This window comes from Curtobacterium sp. UNCCL17 (assembly GCF_000686685.1).
Lineage (GTDB): Bacteria > Actinomycetota > Actinomycetes > Actinomycetales > Microbacteriaceae > Curtobacterium > Curtobacterium flaccumfaciens.
This window is the reverse complement of sequence record NZ_KK366002.1, coordinates 796,013-809,512: the sequence shown is the minus strand read 5'-3', so window position 1 is coordinate 809,512 and position 13,500 is coordinate 796,013. Positions and strand designations below refer to the sequence as shown.

The following is a 13,500-nucleotide window of genomic DNA, read 5'->3' as shown; positions in this document are numbered from 1 at the left end:
GGGCAGATGGCGCCTATTACGAGATCGACCTCACCGACGACAACGTCGACGCGCTCCGCGAAACGTTCTCCGACTACATCGCCGCCGCACGCAAGGCCAACGGCCGCTCCGTCCGCACTACTGCTGGCAGTGCGCCGAAGCGTGGGAACTCGGAAGAGCTCGCCAAGATCCGCGACTGGGCCAACGCGAACGGCCACGAGGTCTCCTCCCGCGGCCGCATCAGCCAAGCCGTCCGCGACGCGTACGACGCCGCACACTGACACCCCCGCGACACGGCACACGGGCACGTGCCGGCTAGGTAGGCACCTCAGCCGTGCGGTTTCCGCATCGTTCTGCGGGCGGGACGCGCTGACGACAACGCCTCCACGTGCGCTGGCTGACGAGCAGGGGTCGCGCGACCGGTGACGGCGCCCGACCCCTGCTGTGGTTGTTGCCTGTCGTTCAGTCGCAGATCCGGTGGTAAATGTACGCCGTGCAGATCTGCCGCTTCTTGTCGCAGTTCTTCGCGTGGACCGTCTCGGTCCACGTGTGACAGACGACTGGTCCAGCATGTGCCGGAGCCGCAGCAGCGGGCAGAACGACACCCGCTCCCGCCAGCGCCACGACCATCCCCATACCGGCCAGTGCCTGCTTGATCTTGCTCATCGCATGTCCCCCTGTTTGTTCGGAGCCGTTCGGCACCTCATCGTAAACGGGCGGCCATGCCCTCGCACGCGCCATCGATGGCGGGTTGTATAGGGAGGTGACCCGTCCGTCAGGACGCTGGTTCGACGCCATAAGCTGAAGGGTTCCGGTTAATGGCGTGCAGCAGCCCACGGATCTTCCAGGCCCCGGCTCCGACCTCGATCGCGTACTCCCCGGGCGCATCGATGCGGCGGGCGATCGCCTGGTGATTTGTCATCGTTACACCCTTCGAGAGGATGAGTTTCCCGCAGTCATCGGTGGTGATGACGACCCGCGGATTCGGGCCGCCGATGCCGCGGTTCGACGAGCCGCGCGTGGTCCCCTCGGCCGAGGTGACGTGGCAGCGGAGCGTGAGCCGGTGGTCGCTGTCGTACGAGCGCAGGCTGGCCGGAGCGATGAACACGACCCCGACGATGACCACGAGAACACTGATCCCGACGACGAACCGGCCCACGGCGCGAACCTGCCTGCGGTCCGCGGCCGTCATCGGTGCGTTGCGCGAGCGGTCTGCTCGATGACGGCTCACGATCGTCCTCTCGTCGGGTGGCCCACCCATACTGGCGGACCGGGGACGTCATGGGCTGCCCCTCTCGTCCCCTTGGGCGCACGCAGCTGCCGCATCGGACAGCGCCAGCACTCGGACGGCTGGCCAGGTCGGATCCTCCGGGCGTGCGGTGTCGGCGATCAGGAGCGCAGGAACTTGAACGAGCTCGCGAAGATCCGTGAGCGAATGCGACCACCTACGAGATCTCCTCGTGCCGCCGAATGAGCCAGGCCGTCCGCGCCGCGCACTGACGCCGCTCCCCCAGTGCAGCACAGAGACCACCCTCGAGGTGGCCGGCTGCGCTCATCGCGCCGATACGGCGGTTTTATGTCAAATCGCGGTGGCCAAGGGGGCGCGGCATCTCGTGGAGTCCGTTAAGACGCCGACTTGCCCAGACCGTAGGTGTACTCGCCGGAGTCCCAATTCACGGTGGAGTTGAAAAAGTACCCCGACTGGGTCCCGTCCGCGTTGTCGGTGTTCGCGGCGAAACAGTCGAACGAGGTGGTGGTGTCGGTCAAGTCATCGGTGGAGCCGCTGACTGGGTTGCAGGAGACGGAGATGATGGGGCCATCGAGCAGACCCTTCGTCACGCTCTCTTCTGCCATGGTCTTCACTGAGGCCTCGACCTCCTTCACCGTTTCGGCGCGGGCAGAGCGCTCATCCTCTTCGGCATCTTCCTGCGCTGCTTCTTGCGCCTCACGCTGCTCAGCACGAGTCCGGGCGGCCGCTTCCTCCTTCTGCTCCGCCTTCTCCTCTGCAGCTGCAACCTGCCGCGCGTGAACCACCGCTACCGCCGTACCGCCACCACCAACCATGACGACCACCGCAAGGATGACAAGCGCCAGAACCAAAGGACGACGGCGCGACCGTGGCTTGCGCCGTCCTCGCGAAGGTTCAAGAGAATCCTCCGCTCCTGCGTCACCATCGCTTTGCGCAGCCGCGCTGTCCGTCCGCCGGAGGCGGGTGAGGCCAGTCCACTGGTCACCGTCCCAGAGCATCTCGCGCTCCGGGTCAGAGGGATCCGGAAACCAACCAACAGGCAAACTCATGTGAACAGAATCTCACCTCTTGCGAACCAGCCGGTAGCACCAAGACAGGGGCCGTAGTACCCACGTCGAGCATCGACCACGCTCCAGTCCCACACCATAGGCAAGCAGCACGATGCTCCCGACTCCAGCTCAGGGGCCCCTTTCCCGGATGCTGCCCCATCCGAGGACGCCTCACCGTAGATCCGTGCCGATACTGCGCTCTTACGTCAGGTGGAGCACTTGCCTCCGCTTGCAGCCGTGAGCTACTCGGCCGCTGCGCTCAGTGCTGCCTCCTTGAACCAGCAGGCCACTTGTCAAGACCAATCAGCCACTTCCTGCACGAAGAGCGCTAAGTCTTCGCAGACCTCATCGGGCTCAAGGCGTTTTGATACATCAAATGCGTTGAGATTGAAGTGTTCGAGTATCTCTTTCCCGCGAACATCAAGGAGTGGTGCAGGCACATTGGAGCGGTAGTACGATTTTCCAATGCTGAGCGAAAACTCGTCCGCGAGAATGGCCTTCACCGCCTGCTCGGACTTGCCCGTTACACGCGCTATAGCTGACGGGACGATTAGATATGACTCGAGGTATCGTCGTCGCCACTTCCTGGATCGGAAATCACCCTCGGAATGCTTATCAGCCTTGTCCTCCAGCTTTTCTCCGACAGTTTTGACTGAGTCTTCGTCACGATCACGCAAACTTATCGCTTCGATCTGTCCATATTCAGCTCGGAGAGCCCGCCAAATTAGGCGCCTTTCCTTATGGCTTTGCGTTGTTTGCCAGGTGGGATACGACGGCCATTCCTTTGACAGGACACGAGCGATCTCCCGCAAGGCCGAGAGGTCGGAGGTGCCTTCGTGAAACAAGACCTTTTGCTCACTTCGGATCTTGTCCAGACGTGGGGCATAGGTTGAGCCGATGCCCATCATCATGCCCACTTTTTGCTGTTCCGTCGTTAGGTAACGACCCTTACCGCCCGACTTGACCTCCAGTATCTTCGCCAGAGGCGTCTCGCGAATGATCTCTGGGGAGTGCGTTGCTAGAAGTACTTGTTTTCCAAGTTGTTCGGCCAAGCCCTCGAGCCTCGTGACTAGTTGCATCTGCAACGCAGCATGCAAGTGCGCATCGGGCTCGTCAAAGAGCAGGACGTTTGCTTCCGGTGAGGTTGCTAGCGTATAGACGCTCAGCCACTGCAAGAATCCGCTTCCCTCTACCATAAGGTCCCGCGGGTTGAACTTTGGGTATCTCGTCAGCTTGTACCCGCTCACGGTCCCTTTATCTACGTTCGCCTGGATATATGTGTGGTACTCTTCATCGAAATCGCGCAAGACAATCTCGGAGGCAAATGTCTCCCTCATTGCCTGCTGCAGAAGCTCCCACGGATCAGACTCGCGTAAAGACCTCAAGTCGGTGTCGGAAATCTTAGTCTTTGTACCGCGAAGCTTGTCGCGCAAGGCGAGATTGTTATCGCGCATGTCGAGCAGCAGGTTGCGCAGGACCGCCCCGGCCAAGCCTTCGCCGATGCGCCTGCGGCGGGCCGCGCCACGAATACGCTCCTCCTTTGCAGAAATGCCCGCAAAAGGGGGCAAATATGCAATCACTGGAATTTCTGAATCAACAGCAAGAGACGAAGTCGCCACCTTGATGAAGAGCCTGTCGTTTGCCAGTGCCAAACTGAATCCCAGTTTCAGCTCCGCGCCGATGGAATCCTGCCAGAAAAGCGTTATTGCAAGTGTATAGCCGTCAGCCTCATCCTCGTCCTTCTGCGAGCGTAGGTTACTCCAGAGATGTTTGAGAGAAGGGATATTAATCGGCGAGAATTCGTCGTCTCCCAAGCCGAAGCCCTGCGAGCTTTCTCGCTCTTCCAGCAAGCCACTCTTGCCCCTTTGAGCGATTGTGGCAACCTTGCAGAACTCCCACACGGCTAGCCCTTGAAGCAACGAGGACTTTCCTGCGTTATTTCCCCCCGCGACAATTGTAAGGCCGGGTTGAAAGTCGATGCTCCCGTTCTTAAACTGCTTGAACTTCGAAAAAGTTACTCGTTGAATGCGCACTGCCACCCCTGCCTTTCAGTCTGACAGTAGCAAACTTTGAGGTCGCCTTCGAATGGTTGAAGCCGTTTGCTTTCTCGCAGCGCGCCACTTGTGCGTTGTGGGCGGCTCGCACGCGCCGGCACCCACTTGGAGGCCGGGATCGATGTGCGCAAGGCAAGGCTCGTTGTGTCGCCCTGGGTATACCCCAGTGCGACAGCCAGTCGGGGCCCGGTCCGCGTGGTTCTAGAGTCCGCTTGACCCCTTCTGCTACAGATCTGCGCGAAGGTCGAGACGTCACGCAACATAGGACGCAGACGGTCGCCTACGTGTGGGTCAGTTCGACCGATCAGAACCTCGGCCGCCGGCTCGAGGCGATCGGCTATCTGGCGCGCTTCTCGTCGGGGGTGCCGAGGATGCGCTGGACGGCGTCAAGGACGACGGCATCGTCTGCAGGCTCCGGGTCCAGGGCTCGGTGGATGGTGAGACCTTCGATGAGGGCGTCAAGGATTCGTGCGGTTACCGGGTCGACGTGTTCCTCGAGTGCTGCCCGGATGCGCGCCATCCACGTCTGAGTGACCACGCGGTACTCGGGTCGGCGGGCTGCGAGCGTGTAGAGCTCGTGCGTGAGAACGAGGTCTCGATGGATGCCGGGGATGCCGGGGATGCCGCGGAGGATGACGTCGACCACAGCCGCATGGGTGTCTCCATCTGTGCCGGCTTCGCGCAAGCGCCGTTCGGTCTGCTCGGCAACACCCTCGGCGAAGCGCGTGAATGCCTCCAAGAGCAGCGCATCCATGCCGGCAAAGTGATATGTCATCGAGCCAAGTGATACGTCGGCTACGGTGGCGACCCGTCGGTGGGTGGTCCCGTCGACGCCGGCATCGGCGATGACATCGAGACATGCGTCGATGATCCGACTCCGACGATCCGGGTCCGTCCGGCGGGGCTTCCGGGCCGGTGGGAGCACCGTCATGGCGTCGGTGCGATGTCTCGGATGACCTTGGCCGGGTTACCGACCGCGACGACCCCCGGCGGGATGTCATGGATGACGACGGAGCCTGCGCCGATGACGCTGTCGTCGCCGATGCTCACGCCGGGGCCGACGATGACACCGCCTCCAAGCCACACGTTGTTCCCGATGCTGATCGGGAGGGCTGCTTCGAGCTTGTCGCGGCGCGGCTGCGGATCAGTGGGGTGGGTCGGTGTCAGCAGCTGGACGTTCGGCCCGATCTGGCAGTCCTCCCCAATGGTGATCGCTGCGACATCGAGGGCCGTGAGGTGGTAGTTCACGAAGGTACGAGCGCCAATCCGAATGTTCTCGCCGTAGTCGACGTACAGAGGCGGCTTGACGAACGCGTCCGCTCCGAGCGACCCAAGCAGGTCCTCGAGCATGGGGCGAGCGGCTACCTCGTCGTCGACTGCGGCGCGATGGTATGCATCTGCGAGCTGAACTGCGCGCTGAGCCAGGCGTGCACTCTCAGGGTCATCGGCGATGTACAGATCACCCGCGAGCATCCGCTCGCGATTACTGCGATTGTCTCCAGCGAAGTAGTCAACGGCCATGTGTACGAGCGTACATTCGGTGGCATGAGCGATATGAACTGGAACGCGGGCACCTGGACGACCGCCCCCGCGCACGTGCAGGTGTCCGACGACGGAATGCGTGTCACGGCGGTCGAGGAGAGCGACGCCTGGCGGACTACCTCGTACGGCTTCGTGCACGACACCGAGCACGCCCTTCTCGCGCCGTTCGCCCAGGACACCGCGATGGAGGTGTCGTTCCACCTGGACTTCTCCACCCAGTTCGACCAGGCCGGCATCTTCGTCAAGGTCGACGACAGCACGTGGACCAAGGCCGGCGTCGAACGCAGCGACGACCAGGACAGCCTCGGCGCCGTCGTCACCCGCGGCGTCTCCGACTGGTCGCTCTCGCCCGTGGCGGAGTGGCACGGGCGCCTGGTCACGATCCGCGCCAGCCGCTCCGGCGATGCCCTGACCGTCCGAGCCCGGGTCGATGACGAGCCGTGGCGTCTGGTTCGCGTGGCGCCCCTGGACCCGGACGCCGAGGTCGGTGCCGGGCCAATGTGCTGCGCGCCCTCGCGGGACGACCTGACCGTGCACTTCACCGCCTGGCGGACCGGGCCGGCCGACGCCAGCCTGCACCCAGAAGACTGACCCGGTCAGACGCACTGATGGTTCCCGTTGTCAGGGTCACCGTCGCGCTCGACAGTCAGTCCCTGATCGCAGGGCATTCGCTTGTCTGGTCGGAAGGTCCCCTGCTTACCCGAAGCGGAGGTGGTCGTTCTTCAGTGCGCTGACCCCGTCACGGGCAAAGCTTGTCCAGGTGCTCTGGACTTCTTCTCGCAGACCGGAGGGGACGGCTTGGCCGTCCAGCATGGGAGCGTCGCTCCAGTCGCCGTCGAAGAGGAACGCCAGGTCGATGCAGTGTGTGGCGCCGAAGGGGCCACCACCTTCGGGGTGCCAGTCGAATCGATACGTGGCGACCGTTCCGCCCGCGTTTCGCCAGAGGTCCGCGATGGCGGTGACGTCGAAGATCATCTTGGTCTCGGCTTCGGTTGCCTCGCGGATGGCTGCAGGGCGCTCCGCCTCTGGTAGGCCTGTGATCGCGGGGTTGCCCAGGACGAAGGGAGCTGCCTCATCGTGGGTGCAGCCGATGAACAGTTCGACATCGGGCGCGACCTTCTTCCATTGCTCCTCAACGGAGTCCGGCATCGGATCGGTGCCGACGTAGGGGGCGTAGGCGAGGTCAGCCGCCAGGCCAAACGGCTGCGCAGCAGCCTGGGCTGCTCGCTGGGCAGCGAGAACTTCGCTGACAGGTGCTGTGGCAGGGTCGGTGGAGAACGCTGCGGTGAACGCGGGCCGCATGGCTTCCACCATCGGAGCCCGCTGACCGACGAGGTCCGTGTTTCCGAAGCGAACACCAATGGGGGCACTCTGGGAGATGGCGCGGCGGAAGAGACCTCGAGCGGCCGGAGCGGCGAGAAGACACAGCACCGAATCGGCACCCGCGGACTGGCCGAAGATTGTGACCTGCTTCGCATCTCCGCCGAACCCAACGATGTTGGCTTGCACCCACCGGAGCGCTGCGAGCTGATCGAGCAGTCCGAGGTTTCCAACTCCGAGTCCTTCGGGGTGGAGGTAGCCCAGCGCCCCGAGCCGGTAGGAAACGTTCACGACGACCACTCCCCTGCGTGCAAGGCTGTCGGGGTCGTACTTCGGGGCTTCGCCGGTACCCGAAACGTATGCGCCGCCGTGGAACCACACCATCACCGGCAGCCCGTCCGCATCCGTGGGCGCGACAACGGAGAGCACCAGGCAATCCTCCTGCTGAGCAATCCCGTCCAACAGTGGCCCGTTCACGTCGTCCAGGCGGGATGGGTCCTGCGGAGCGGCCGGCCCTCGGGCCGCTCCAGCACGTGCAACATCAGGAGTGTTGATCAGAGTTGGTTTCTGGAACCGCTCAGCGGTGGCATATGGGATTCCCCGCGAGTGTGTGAGTCCGTCCTGCTCGAACGTGTCTACGAGCCCGGAAGTGGTCTTGACCATCGGCAGATCCTTTCATGTCAAACTGTTTGACTTGGGTAGGATACGCCTGGAGGTTCACATTGCAAGACGTCATCGACACCGCCCTGACCGAGTGGCGAGCTCGGTTCCCGGGAGCAGACCTAGCGGTCCTTGAGCTGTCCGGTCGGCTCGCGCTCGCGCAGCGCATCATGTCCTCGAGGAGCGCCGAAGTACTCGCCGATCACGACCTGGAGCTGTGGGAATGGGATGTGTTGGCAGCGTTGTGGCGGTCGAGTGACCAGGAACTCACCATGGGTGAGATCGGCGCGCAAACGTTCATCACTGCTGGGTCAGTGACGCACCGAGTCGGCCGCCTCGAACGACGTGGGCTGGTTGAGCGTCGGCAGGACCCAGCTAGTCGGCGCCGTGTCCTCGTGCGTCTCACCCTGCGCGGTGAAGAGACGGCTGAAGTGATTGCGCCGAGCGTCGCGCAAGCCGCTTTGGGTGACGCGAAGCATCTCACCCGCCTGGATCTCACGCGCCTGAACCAGGACCTCACCATTCTGACGCAACTCATGGCAGGTAGGGCTTCAGGCGGAGACCGGTAGCCAGTCGCCCACCGGACTGGCTCCCGCTGCCTGGTCGCATGCGATGCGGGGCGCTCCGGTCAGTCGTCCCGTCCACGCCCCCTACGGTGACGCGGAGCGACTCCTATCCGGGTCGAGCATGCTGCCACGCGGTGCCGCACAATGCTGGCTCCTGCCTCGCGGACGACCAGCAGACCGCGGGCTAGAACACGTTGCTGAACCCAGATACCGACTCCGCCCTCGCTGACGACACAGTCGGGGGGCCCAAGTACGCCTGCCCAGACGCGAGCCAGTGCACATGCTGACATGAGGCGGGACACTCGCAGGAACGCCCGCTGGGCCATCGCCGGCGGAGCCACCCACTTCGGCACCCTGATCACCCTGATCACCATCACCCACCGGACCATCTGGCTCGACGAGACCGCGACCATCGCAGCATCCACCCGATCATGGGATGCGCTACAGGACCTGACCGGCCGGATCGACATGGTGCACGCCGCGTACTACGTCGGCATGCACCTCTGGTTCGACCTCGTCGGGTGCCGCCCCTTCACCCTCCGCTTCCTCTCCGCTCGGTCGCGTCGTTGCTGGGCTGCGCGCGGTCCGGCGGGCATCAGGCATCTGCCGCCGGTGCGGGCTTGAGCAGGCCCAGGAACAGGAGGTCGTTCGCCACCTTCGTAATGAGAGCATGGTCGAGCGATGGGATCTCCGACGTGCCGAGCGGGCGGACCGAGCGAACGGCCTCGCGGAACACCTCGGCGGGGATCGCTGAGCCGGCATGCGGTTCCTCGGGTGCGGCGAACGCATGCATCAGCGGCAGTACCGACCGGGCGCGGTCCTCGTCGGGTAGCGCCCCCAACGCCTCGTGGAACCGATCGACCCACTCCGCGTGGTCAGGGACACGCTCGATGTGGTGTCCGTCCTCGAGGAGCCAGTCGACGAATGTGTCGAGCGAGACACCGTCGTCGTGGGGGTTCACGACGTTAAAGGCGTGATAACCCTCGGTGACCGAAGCACCGATTGCATCGATCGCTGCGGCCGTGAAGTCCGCTGGCAGCCCGTCGTAGTGGGAGCGCAACCGTTCGCCATCCGTGCCGCGCCGGACGAATGATGCCGGGGCGAGTCCGGTGGTGAGCACGCTCCAGACCAGTCGGGTGAACACGTCGGGGAGGTTCACCTGGCCGCGCCAGCGTGGATGCGCGAGGACCATGTCGGAGCGAAAAACGGCTACGGGGACACCATGGCGGTCGTGTGCCTCGCGGAGCAGTACCTCGCTCGCCCACTTGCTCGCACCGTACCCATTGGCGTACTCGTCACCAACGGGCCACTCGGGGATCGTGGCTCGGATATCGGCGTTCTCATCGAGTGCAGTCGGCGCGGACGGGTCCGCGTCGGCTGCTGCGCTTGGGCGCGCACCACCAGCGACGGCAACGCTCGAAACGAAGGTGAGGGGCACGCTGCCTGCAGCGATCACCAGGCGGAGAACCTCGGCGGTGCCGACAACGTTCGGACCGAACAATGCTGGATACGGGAGAACATGGTTCACGAGGGCTGCGGCATGCGCGACGAGATCAACCCGGGCGGCCAGATCCTGCCACCGCTGTTCCTCGAGTCCGAGGTGGTGCTCGCTGACGTCCCCGGCCAGTACCTCGAGCGAATCCGCCAACTCGGCGAAACGCTCGGCGAACGCAGGGTCAGCAGCGAACGCGGCTTCGAGGCGGTGCCGGGCGTCCGCGTCGTCAGCACCACGCACAAGACACACCAAGGTGCCATCGACCGGGGCGAGGCGTTCGAGCCAGTCGAGGGCCATGAACCGGCCGAGATAGCCGTTGGCGCCGGTGAGCAGGACGGTGCGCGGACGTGCCTGGGCTGCTGCGGCACGGGGTGCCGGCTCCGGGGTGCCTCCGAGTATCCGGTCGAGACGCAGGTCGCTGGCGCGGAGTATGGACGCATCGGCTCCGTGGACACGGGTAACGGTTGGCCGGTTGGCCGAGGCGGAGCGCTCGACGAACGCGGCGACGGCGGCGAGATCGTTTGTCGGGTCGGTGATGACGCCGACGGGCACTTCGGCGTCGAACACGTCCTCGAGGATCCCGGAGAACGTCAACGCGGACAGCGAGTCTCCGCCGAGGTCCGAAAACCGGGCCTTCGCGGCGGCCGCCGAGGACACCTCGGCCCCGAGGAACTCGCGTGCCGCGCGGACGACGGTGTCGACTGTCGACTCGTCGTCGGCACGTTCACGCAGCTTGGCCGTCAGGATGCCGCTCTGCTGCGCGTCGACCGAATCGTAGAGGGCCGCGAAGCGTTCGCCGTACCGTTCGGTGAGGCGCGGGCGCAGGAGCTTGCGGGCGTCGGACAGCAGGCCGTTCTCGACCGTGAAGGGCTGGGGCTCGACGATCACACCGCGGGGCACCTCGTAGGGGGCGAGGCCGTGCTCGCGTGCGGTGCGCTGGAGCGCGGCAAGGAGGTCGCGCTCTGATGTCCCAGCGACCGCCGGCACGATGACCGCGACGAGGAACGCGTGGCGGCTATCGCCGTGCAGGGCGATCTGGTGCACCTCGGACGTCCCACCGTACGTCGCCTCGAGCGCCGCCACCGCGACGAACTCGCCTTGCGACAGCTTGATGACGTTGTTCCGACGGTCGAGGTATTCGTAGGTGTCCGCTCCGGTTTGCGCCATGACGTCGCCGGTCCTGTAGAAACCATCCTCGTCGAAGACCGCGGCAGTGACCTCCGGCCGGTGGAAGTACCCCGCGATCACGGCAGTGCTCTTCACGAGTAGTTCCCCCCTCGGGTACGGCCGGTCGGTGATGCGGTACCCGAGTTCGGGAACGTCAACGAGTTTGTGGTCGGTCACGGGCGGCTGCTGGATGACCCCGTCACGGAGGATGCTGCCCGCCTCGGTTGACCCGTACAGATCGTGCAGCGTGATACCGAGGCAATCCTCGATGTACGTGCGGAGCTCCGTGGTCAACGGAGCACTGGCGCAGATCGCCTGCTCAACACGTCCACCGAACGCACGCACCCGCAGGTCGGCCTGGACAGCGGACCGGACGGCCCCCCGGTCCGTGCTGCCGGCCGCGATCCTCCGCTGTTCCTCGCGCGCGCCCTCCTGCCGGACCATTTCCGCAACCCGTGGAACGAAAACGAATTCAGTCGGCGCGAATGCTCGGAGGTCGTCGAAGAGCGTCGACAGGTCCGTCGAGGTCGCGAGCGCCACTGTCCCGCCACGTCCGAGTGTGGCGAGCATCGCCGCGCGGCCGGTGAGGTGACTCATCGGGAGGTACGCGTACCCGACGATGCCGGTGTCTGCATCCTCGACGCTCACGGCGGAGTCAGTGCGCTGTGAGTGCCACAGACGCTCCACCATAGAGCGCGTGTACATCGCACCCTTCGGGGTGCCGGTGCTGCCTGACGTGTAGAGCAGGAGTGCGAGGGGGTCCTCACCGAGTGCAGGATGCCACGGGTCCAGGCGCGGCAGACCAGCCCCTCGGACAACGAGTTCGTCGAGTGTCAGATCAGTCTCGGCGTCGGCGTCGGCGTCGGCGTCGAGCCACATCGTCCGCACGTCGCTCTCGGACGTTTCGGCGACCGCCAGGGCAGTCGCGGACTGCTCGACGGCGGCCGCGATCCAGACCGGCGCCGTCTCTTCGACGATCTCGCGCAGGGCCGCAACGGGTGCGCTCGACTGAAGCGGGACAGACACCGCGCCGAGGATCCACGACGCGAGGTCGAGCGTGACGACGTCAGCAGTCGCGGCACCGAGCACAGCAATCCGGTCGCCGGCAGACACGGTGTCCCCGAGCGCTGCTGCCAGCGCACTCGCCCGGTCCCACAACTCACGGAAGCTCGTGTCGATGATGTCCGCTCCGGACCGCTGCCGCAGTGCCGGACGGTCTGCGTGCTGTTCGAACACTGCCTCAATCGACGTGTCGTAGTGCAGCTGCCCCATACTCTTCGTCCTTTCCTCGATCGTGTCGGCGTGCATTTACACCCCGGCTTCAGCGCGCGGCGAGCGTTATGCCCGCCAACGCCATCCCGCCACCTACCGCCCATCTACCGGTTCCTGCGAACGTCGGCCCGCGGCGCGCACTGGCGACGAAAGTGCCATCCGGGTGGAGCGCAACGTCTGCGCCGTCGACGCCATACCAGCCGCTGTGCGCCGAGGTCCGTGCTTTCGCGACGGCCTCGGCGGCAGCGAAGAGCACACTGTCCGGACTCTCAACCCCGCATCGCCCGAGTGCCTCGAGACCTGCGGCCACGGGCGCCCTGCCGAGGTCCGCCACGTATGCGAGCACCCCTTGCGGCAACGGGCGGGCGGGCGTGACATCGATGCCGATCCCGGCGTGCTCGTCACAACGCCCTACAGCGCACGCGCGGAGCCCGGCGGAGTGCGTGATAGTGCCAACGACCCCGGCCGGCCACACCGGCGCTCCGCTCCGCGCAACAGGGATCGGCACCCACTGGATGCCCAACACAGCAAGGGCCTGACGCCCGAGCACACGCCCGGTCACGAACTCCGCACGCCGTTCCGGGAGCGCCATCGCGATCGCGTCGCGCTCGTCGTCGGCGAGGTTCCCGTCCAGATCGCGCTCGGCGGTTGCGACGACCACCGAAGCAGGGAGGAGGGCCGCCCAGGGAGACCGCACTCGAAGTTGCACAATGCAATTATGCTCCCGCGCCTTCGAACGTCTGAAGGGCACGCTCAGCCTCGAGCGACCAAAGGGCCAGAACAGCTCCTCAACGACGACTCGTCAGGTCGATGGACGTTCAGAAGCTGCGCACCAGTTCTCGCTTGAGCAAGCTCGCGCTACCGGGTGCTATCTGAGACGAACGTCCCAGGGCGCCCGATGACCACCCGGATTACGGAGGGACGAGACCGAGGGTCACCCGCGATGCGCCTCGCGTCGTCGGATTGGGGTAGACGCGCCATTGGCCACGTGCCGATCGGGCACAGCGCCGACTCACTCCGTCCGCGACGCGCGGATCCCGTCCATCCGAACCCCGTAGTCAGTGTCCACAGTGCGATGACCACGGGGTGCGAGCTCAGCGAGCGGGGTCGATTTGTCAGCTCCGAACATGCCAATGACCAGAAGCCT

Annotated in this window: 13 protein-coding genes; 4 read left to right on the top strand and 9 right to left on the bottom strand. The window is 65.0% G+C overall.

Annotated elements, in window-relative coordinates; genetic code table 11:
* A partial coding sequence (locus BR70_RS0117720; RefSeq protein WP_027467131.1) for a histone-like nucleoid-structuring protein Lsr2 occupies positions 1–260 on the top strand: 260 nt, incomplete at its 5' end.
* A 181-nt stretch (positions 261–441) separates the two neighbouring features.
* Here the strand turns inward: BR70_RS0117720 and BR70_RS23455 are convergent.
* The 6 genes from BR70_RS23455 to BR70_RS0117700 all read right to left on the bottom strand — a co-directional run bounded on the left by BR70_RS23455 (position 442) and on the right by BR70_RS0117700 (position 5,852).
* The gene (locus tag BR70_RS23455; RefSeq protein WP_155896941.1) at positions 442–645 is read right to left on the bottom strand and encodes a hypothetical protein; all 204 of its coding nucleotides are present in this window, start codon (positions 643–645) and stop codon (positions 442–444) included.
* A 109-nt stretch (positions 646–754) separates the two neighbouring features.
* Complete coding sequence (locus tag BR70_RS0117715; protein ID WP_155896940.1) at positions 755–1,138, bottom strand: hypothetical protein; 384 nt, start codon at positions 1,136–1,138, stop codon at positions 755–757.
* Positions 1,139–1,602: 464 nt separating this feature from the next.
* On the bottom strand, positions 1,603–2,277 hold the full coding sequence (locus BR70_RS0117710; protein WP_027467129.1) for a DUF2510 domain-containing protein: 675 nt from the start codon (positions 2,275–2,277) through the stop codon (positions 1,603–1,605).
* A gap of 293 nt (positions 2,278–2,570) precedes the next feature.
* Positions 2,571–4,310, bottom strand: a complete 1,740-nt coding sequence (locus BR70_RS23000; RefSeq protein WP_197019670.1) for an ATP-dependent nuclease — start codon at positions 4,308–4,310, stop codon at positions 2,571–2,573.
* Positions 4,311–4,668: 358 nt separating this feature from the next.
* Positions 4,669–5,262 carry a TetR/AcrR family transcriptional regulator gene (locus BR70_RS0117705; RefSeq protein WP_027467128.1) on the bottom strand — a complete coding sequence of 198 codons (594 nt, stop codon included), beginning with the start codon at positions 5,260–5,262 and terminating at the stop codon, positions 4,669–4,671.
* Positions 5,259–5,852 (bottom strand): sugar O-acetyltransferase, encoded by a 594-nt coding sequence (locus tag BR70_RS0117700; RefSeq protein ID WP_027467127.1) that lies wholly within the window; start codon positions 5,850–5,852, stop codon positions 5,259–5,261. The genes BR70_RS0117705 and BR70_RS0117700 overlap by 4 nt, the downstream gene beginning before the upstream one ends.
* A 24-nt stretch (positions 5,853–5,876) precedes the next feature.
* Here BR70_RS0117700 and BR70_RS0117695 point away from each other — a divergent pair, with 24 nt between their 5' ends.
* Entirely contained in the window at positions 5,877–6,464 is a 588-nt protein-coding gene (locus BR70_RS0117695) for a DUF1349 domain-containing protein (RefSeq protein WP_027467126.1), read from the top strand.
* A 105-nt stretch (positions 6,465–6,569) separates the two neighbouring features.
* On the opposite strand, the gene BR70_RS21710 is transcribed toward BR70_RS0117695, so the two are convergent.
* Entirely contained in the window at positions 6,570–7,856 is a 1,287-nt protein-coding gene (locus BR70_RS21710; protein WP_081827451.1) for a carboxylesterase family protein, read from the bottom strand.
* A 59-nt stretch (positions 7,857–7,915) separates the two neighbouring features.
* On the opposite strand from BR70_RS21710, the gene BR70_RS21705 reads away from it, so the two are divergent.
* Both BR70_RS21705 and BR70_RS0117680 read left to right on the top strand, forming a co-directional pair.
* Complete coding sequence (locus BR70_RS21705; RefSeq protein WP_051597078.1) at positions 7,916–8,422, top strand: MarR family winged helix-turn-helix transcriptional regulator; 507 nt, start codon at positions 7,916–7,918, stop codon at positions 8,420–8,422.
* 285 nt (positions 8,423–8,707) lie between these two features.
* The gene (locus tag BR70_RS0117680; RefSeq protein ID WP_027467125.1) at positions 8,708–9,043 is read left to right on the top strand and encodes a hypothetical protein; all 336 of its coding nucleotides are present in this window, start codon (positions 8,708–8,710) and stop codon (positions 9,041–9,043) included.
* On the opposite strand, the gene car is transcribed toward BR70_RS0117680, so the two are convergent.
* A complete protein-coding gene (gene car, locus BR70_RS0117675; RefSeq protein WP_051597077.1) occupies positions 9,015–12,389 on the bottom strand; it encodes a carboxylic acid reductase in 3,375 nt (1,124 codons plus the stop codon). The genes BR70_RS0117680 and car overlap by 29 nt on opposite strands.
* Before the next feature lie 13 nt (positions 12,390–12,402).
* Positions 12,403–13,014 carry a 4'-phosphopantetheinyl transferase family protein gene (locus tag BR70_RS0117670; protein ID WP_035809373.1) on the bottom strand — a complete coding sequence of 204 codons (612 nt, stop codon included), beginning with the start codon at positions 13,012–13,014 and terminating at the stop codon, positions 12,403–12,405.
* Positions 13,015–13,500 lie beyond the last annotated feature (486 nt).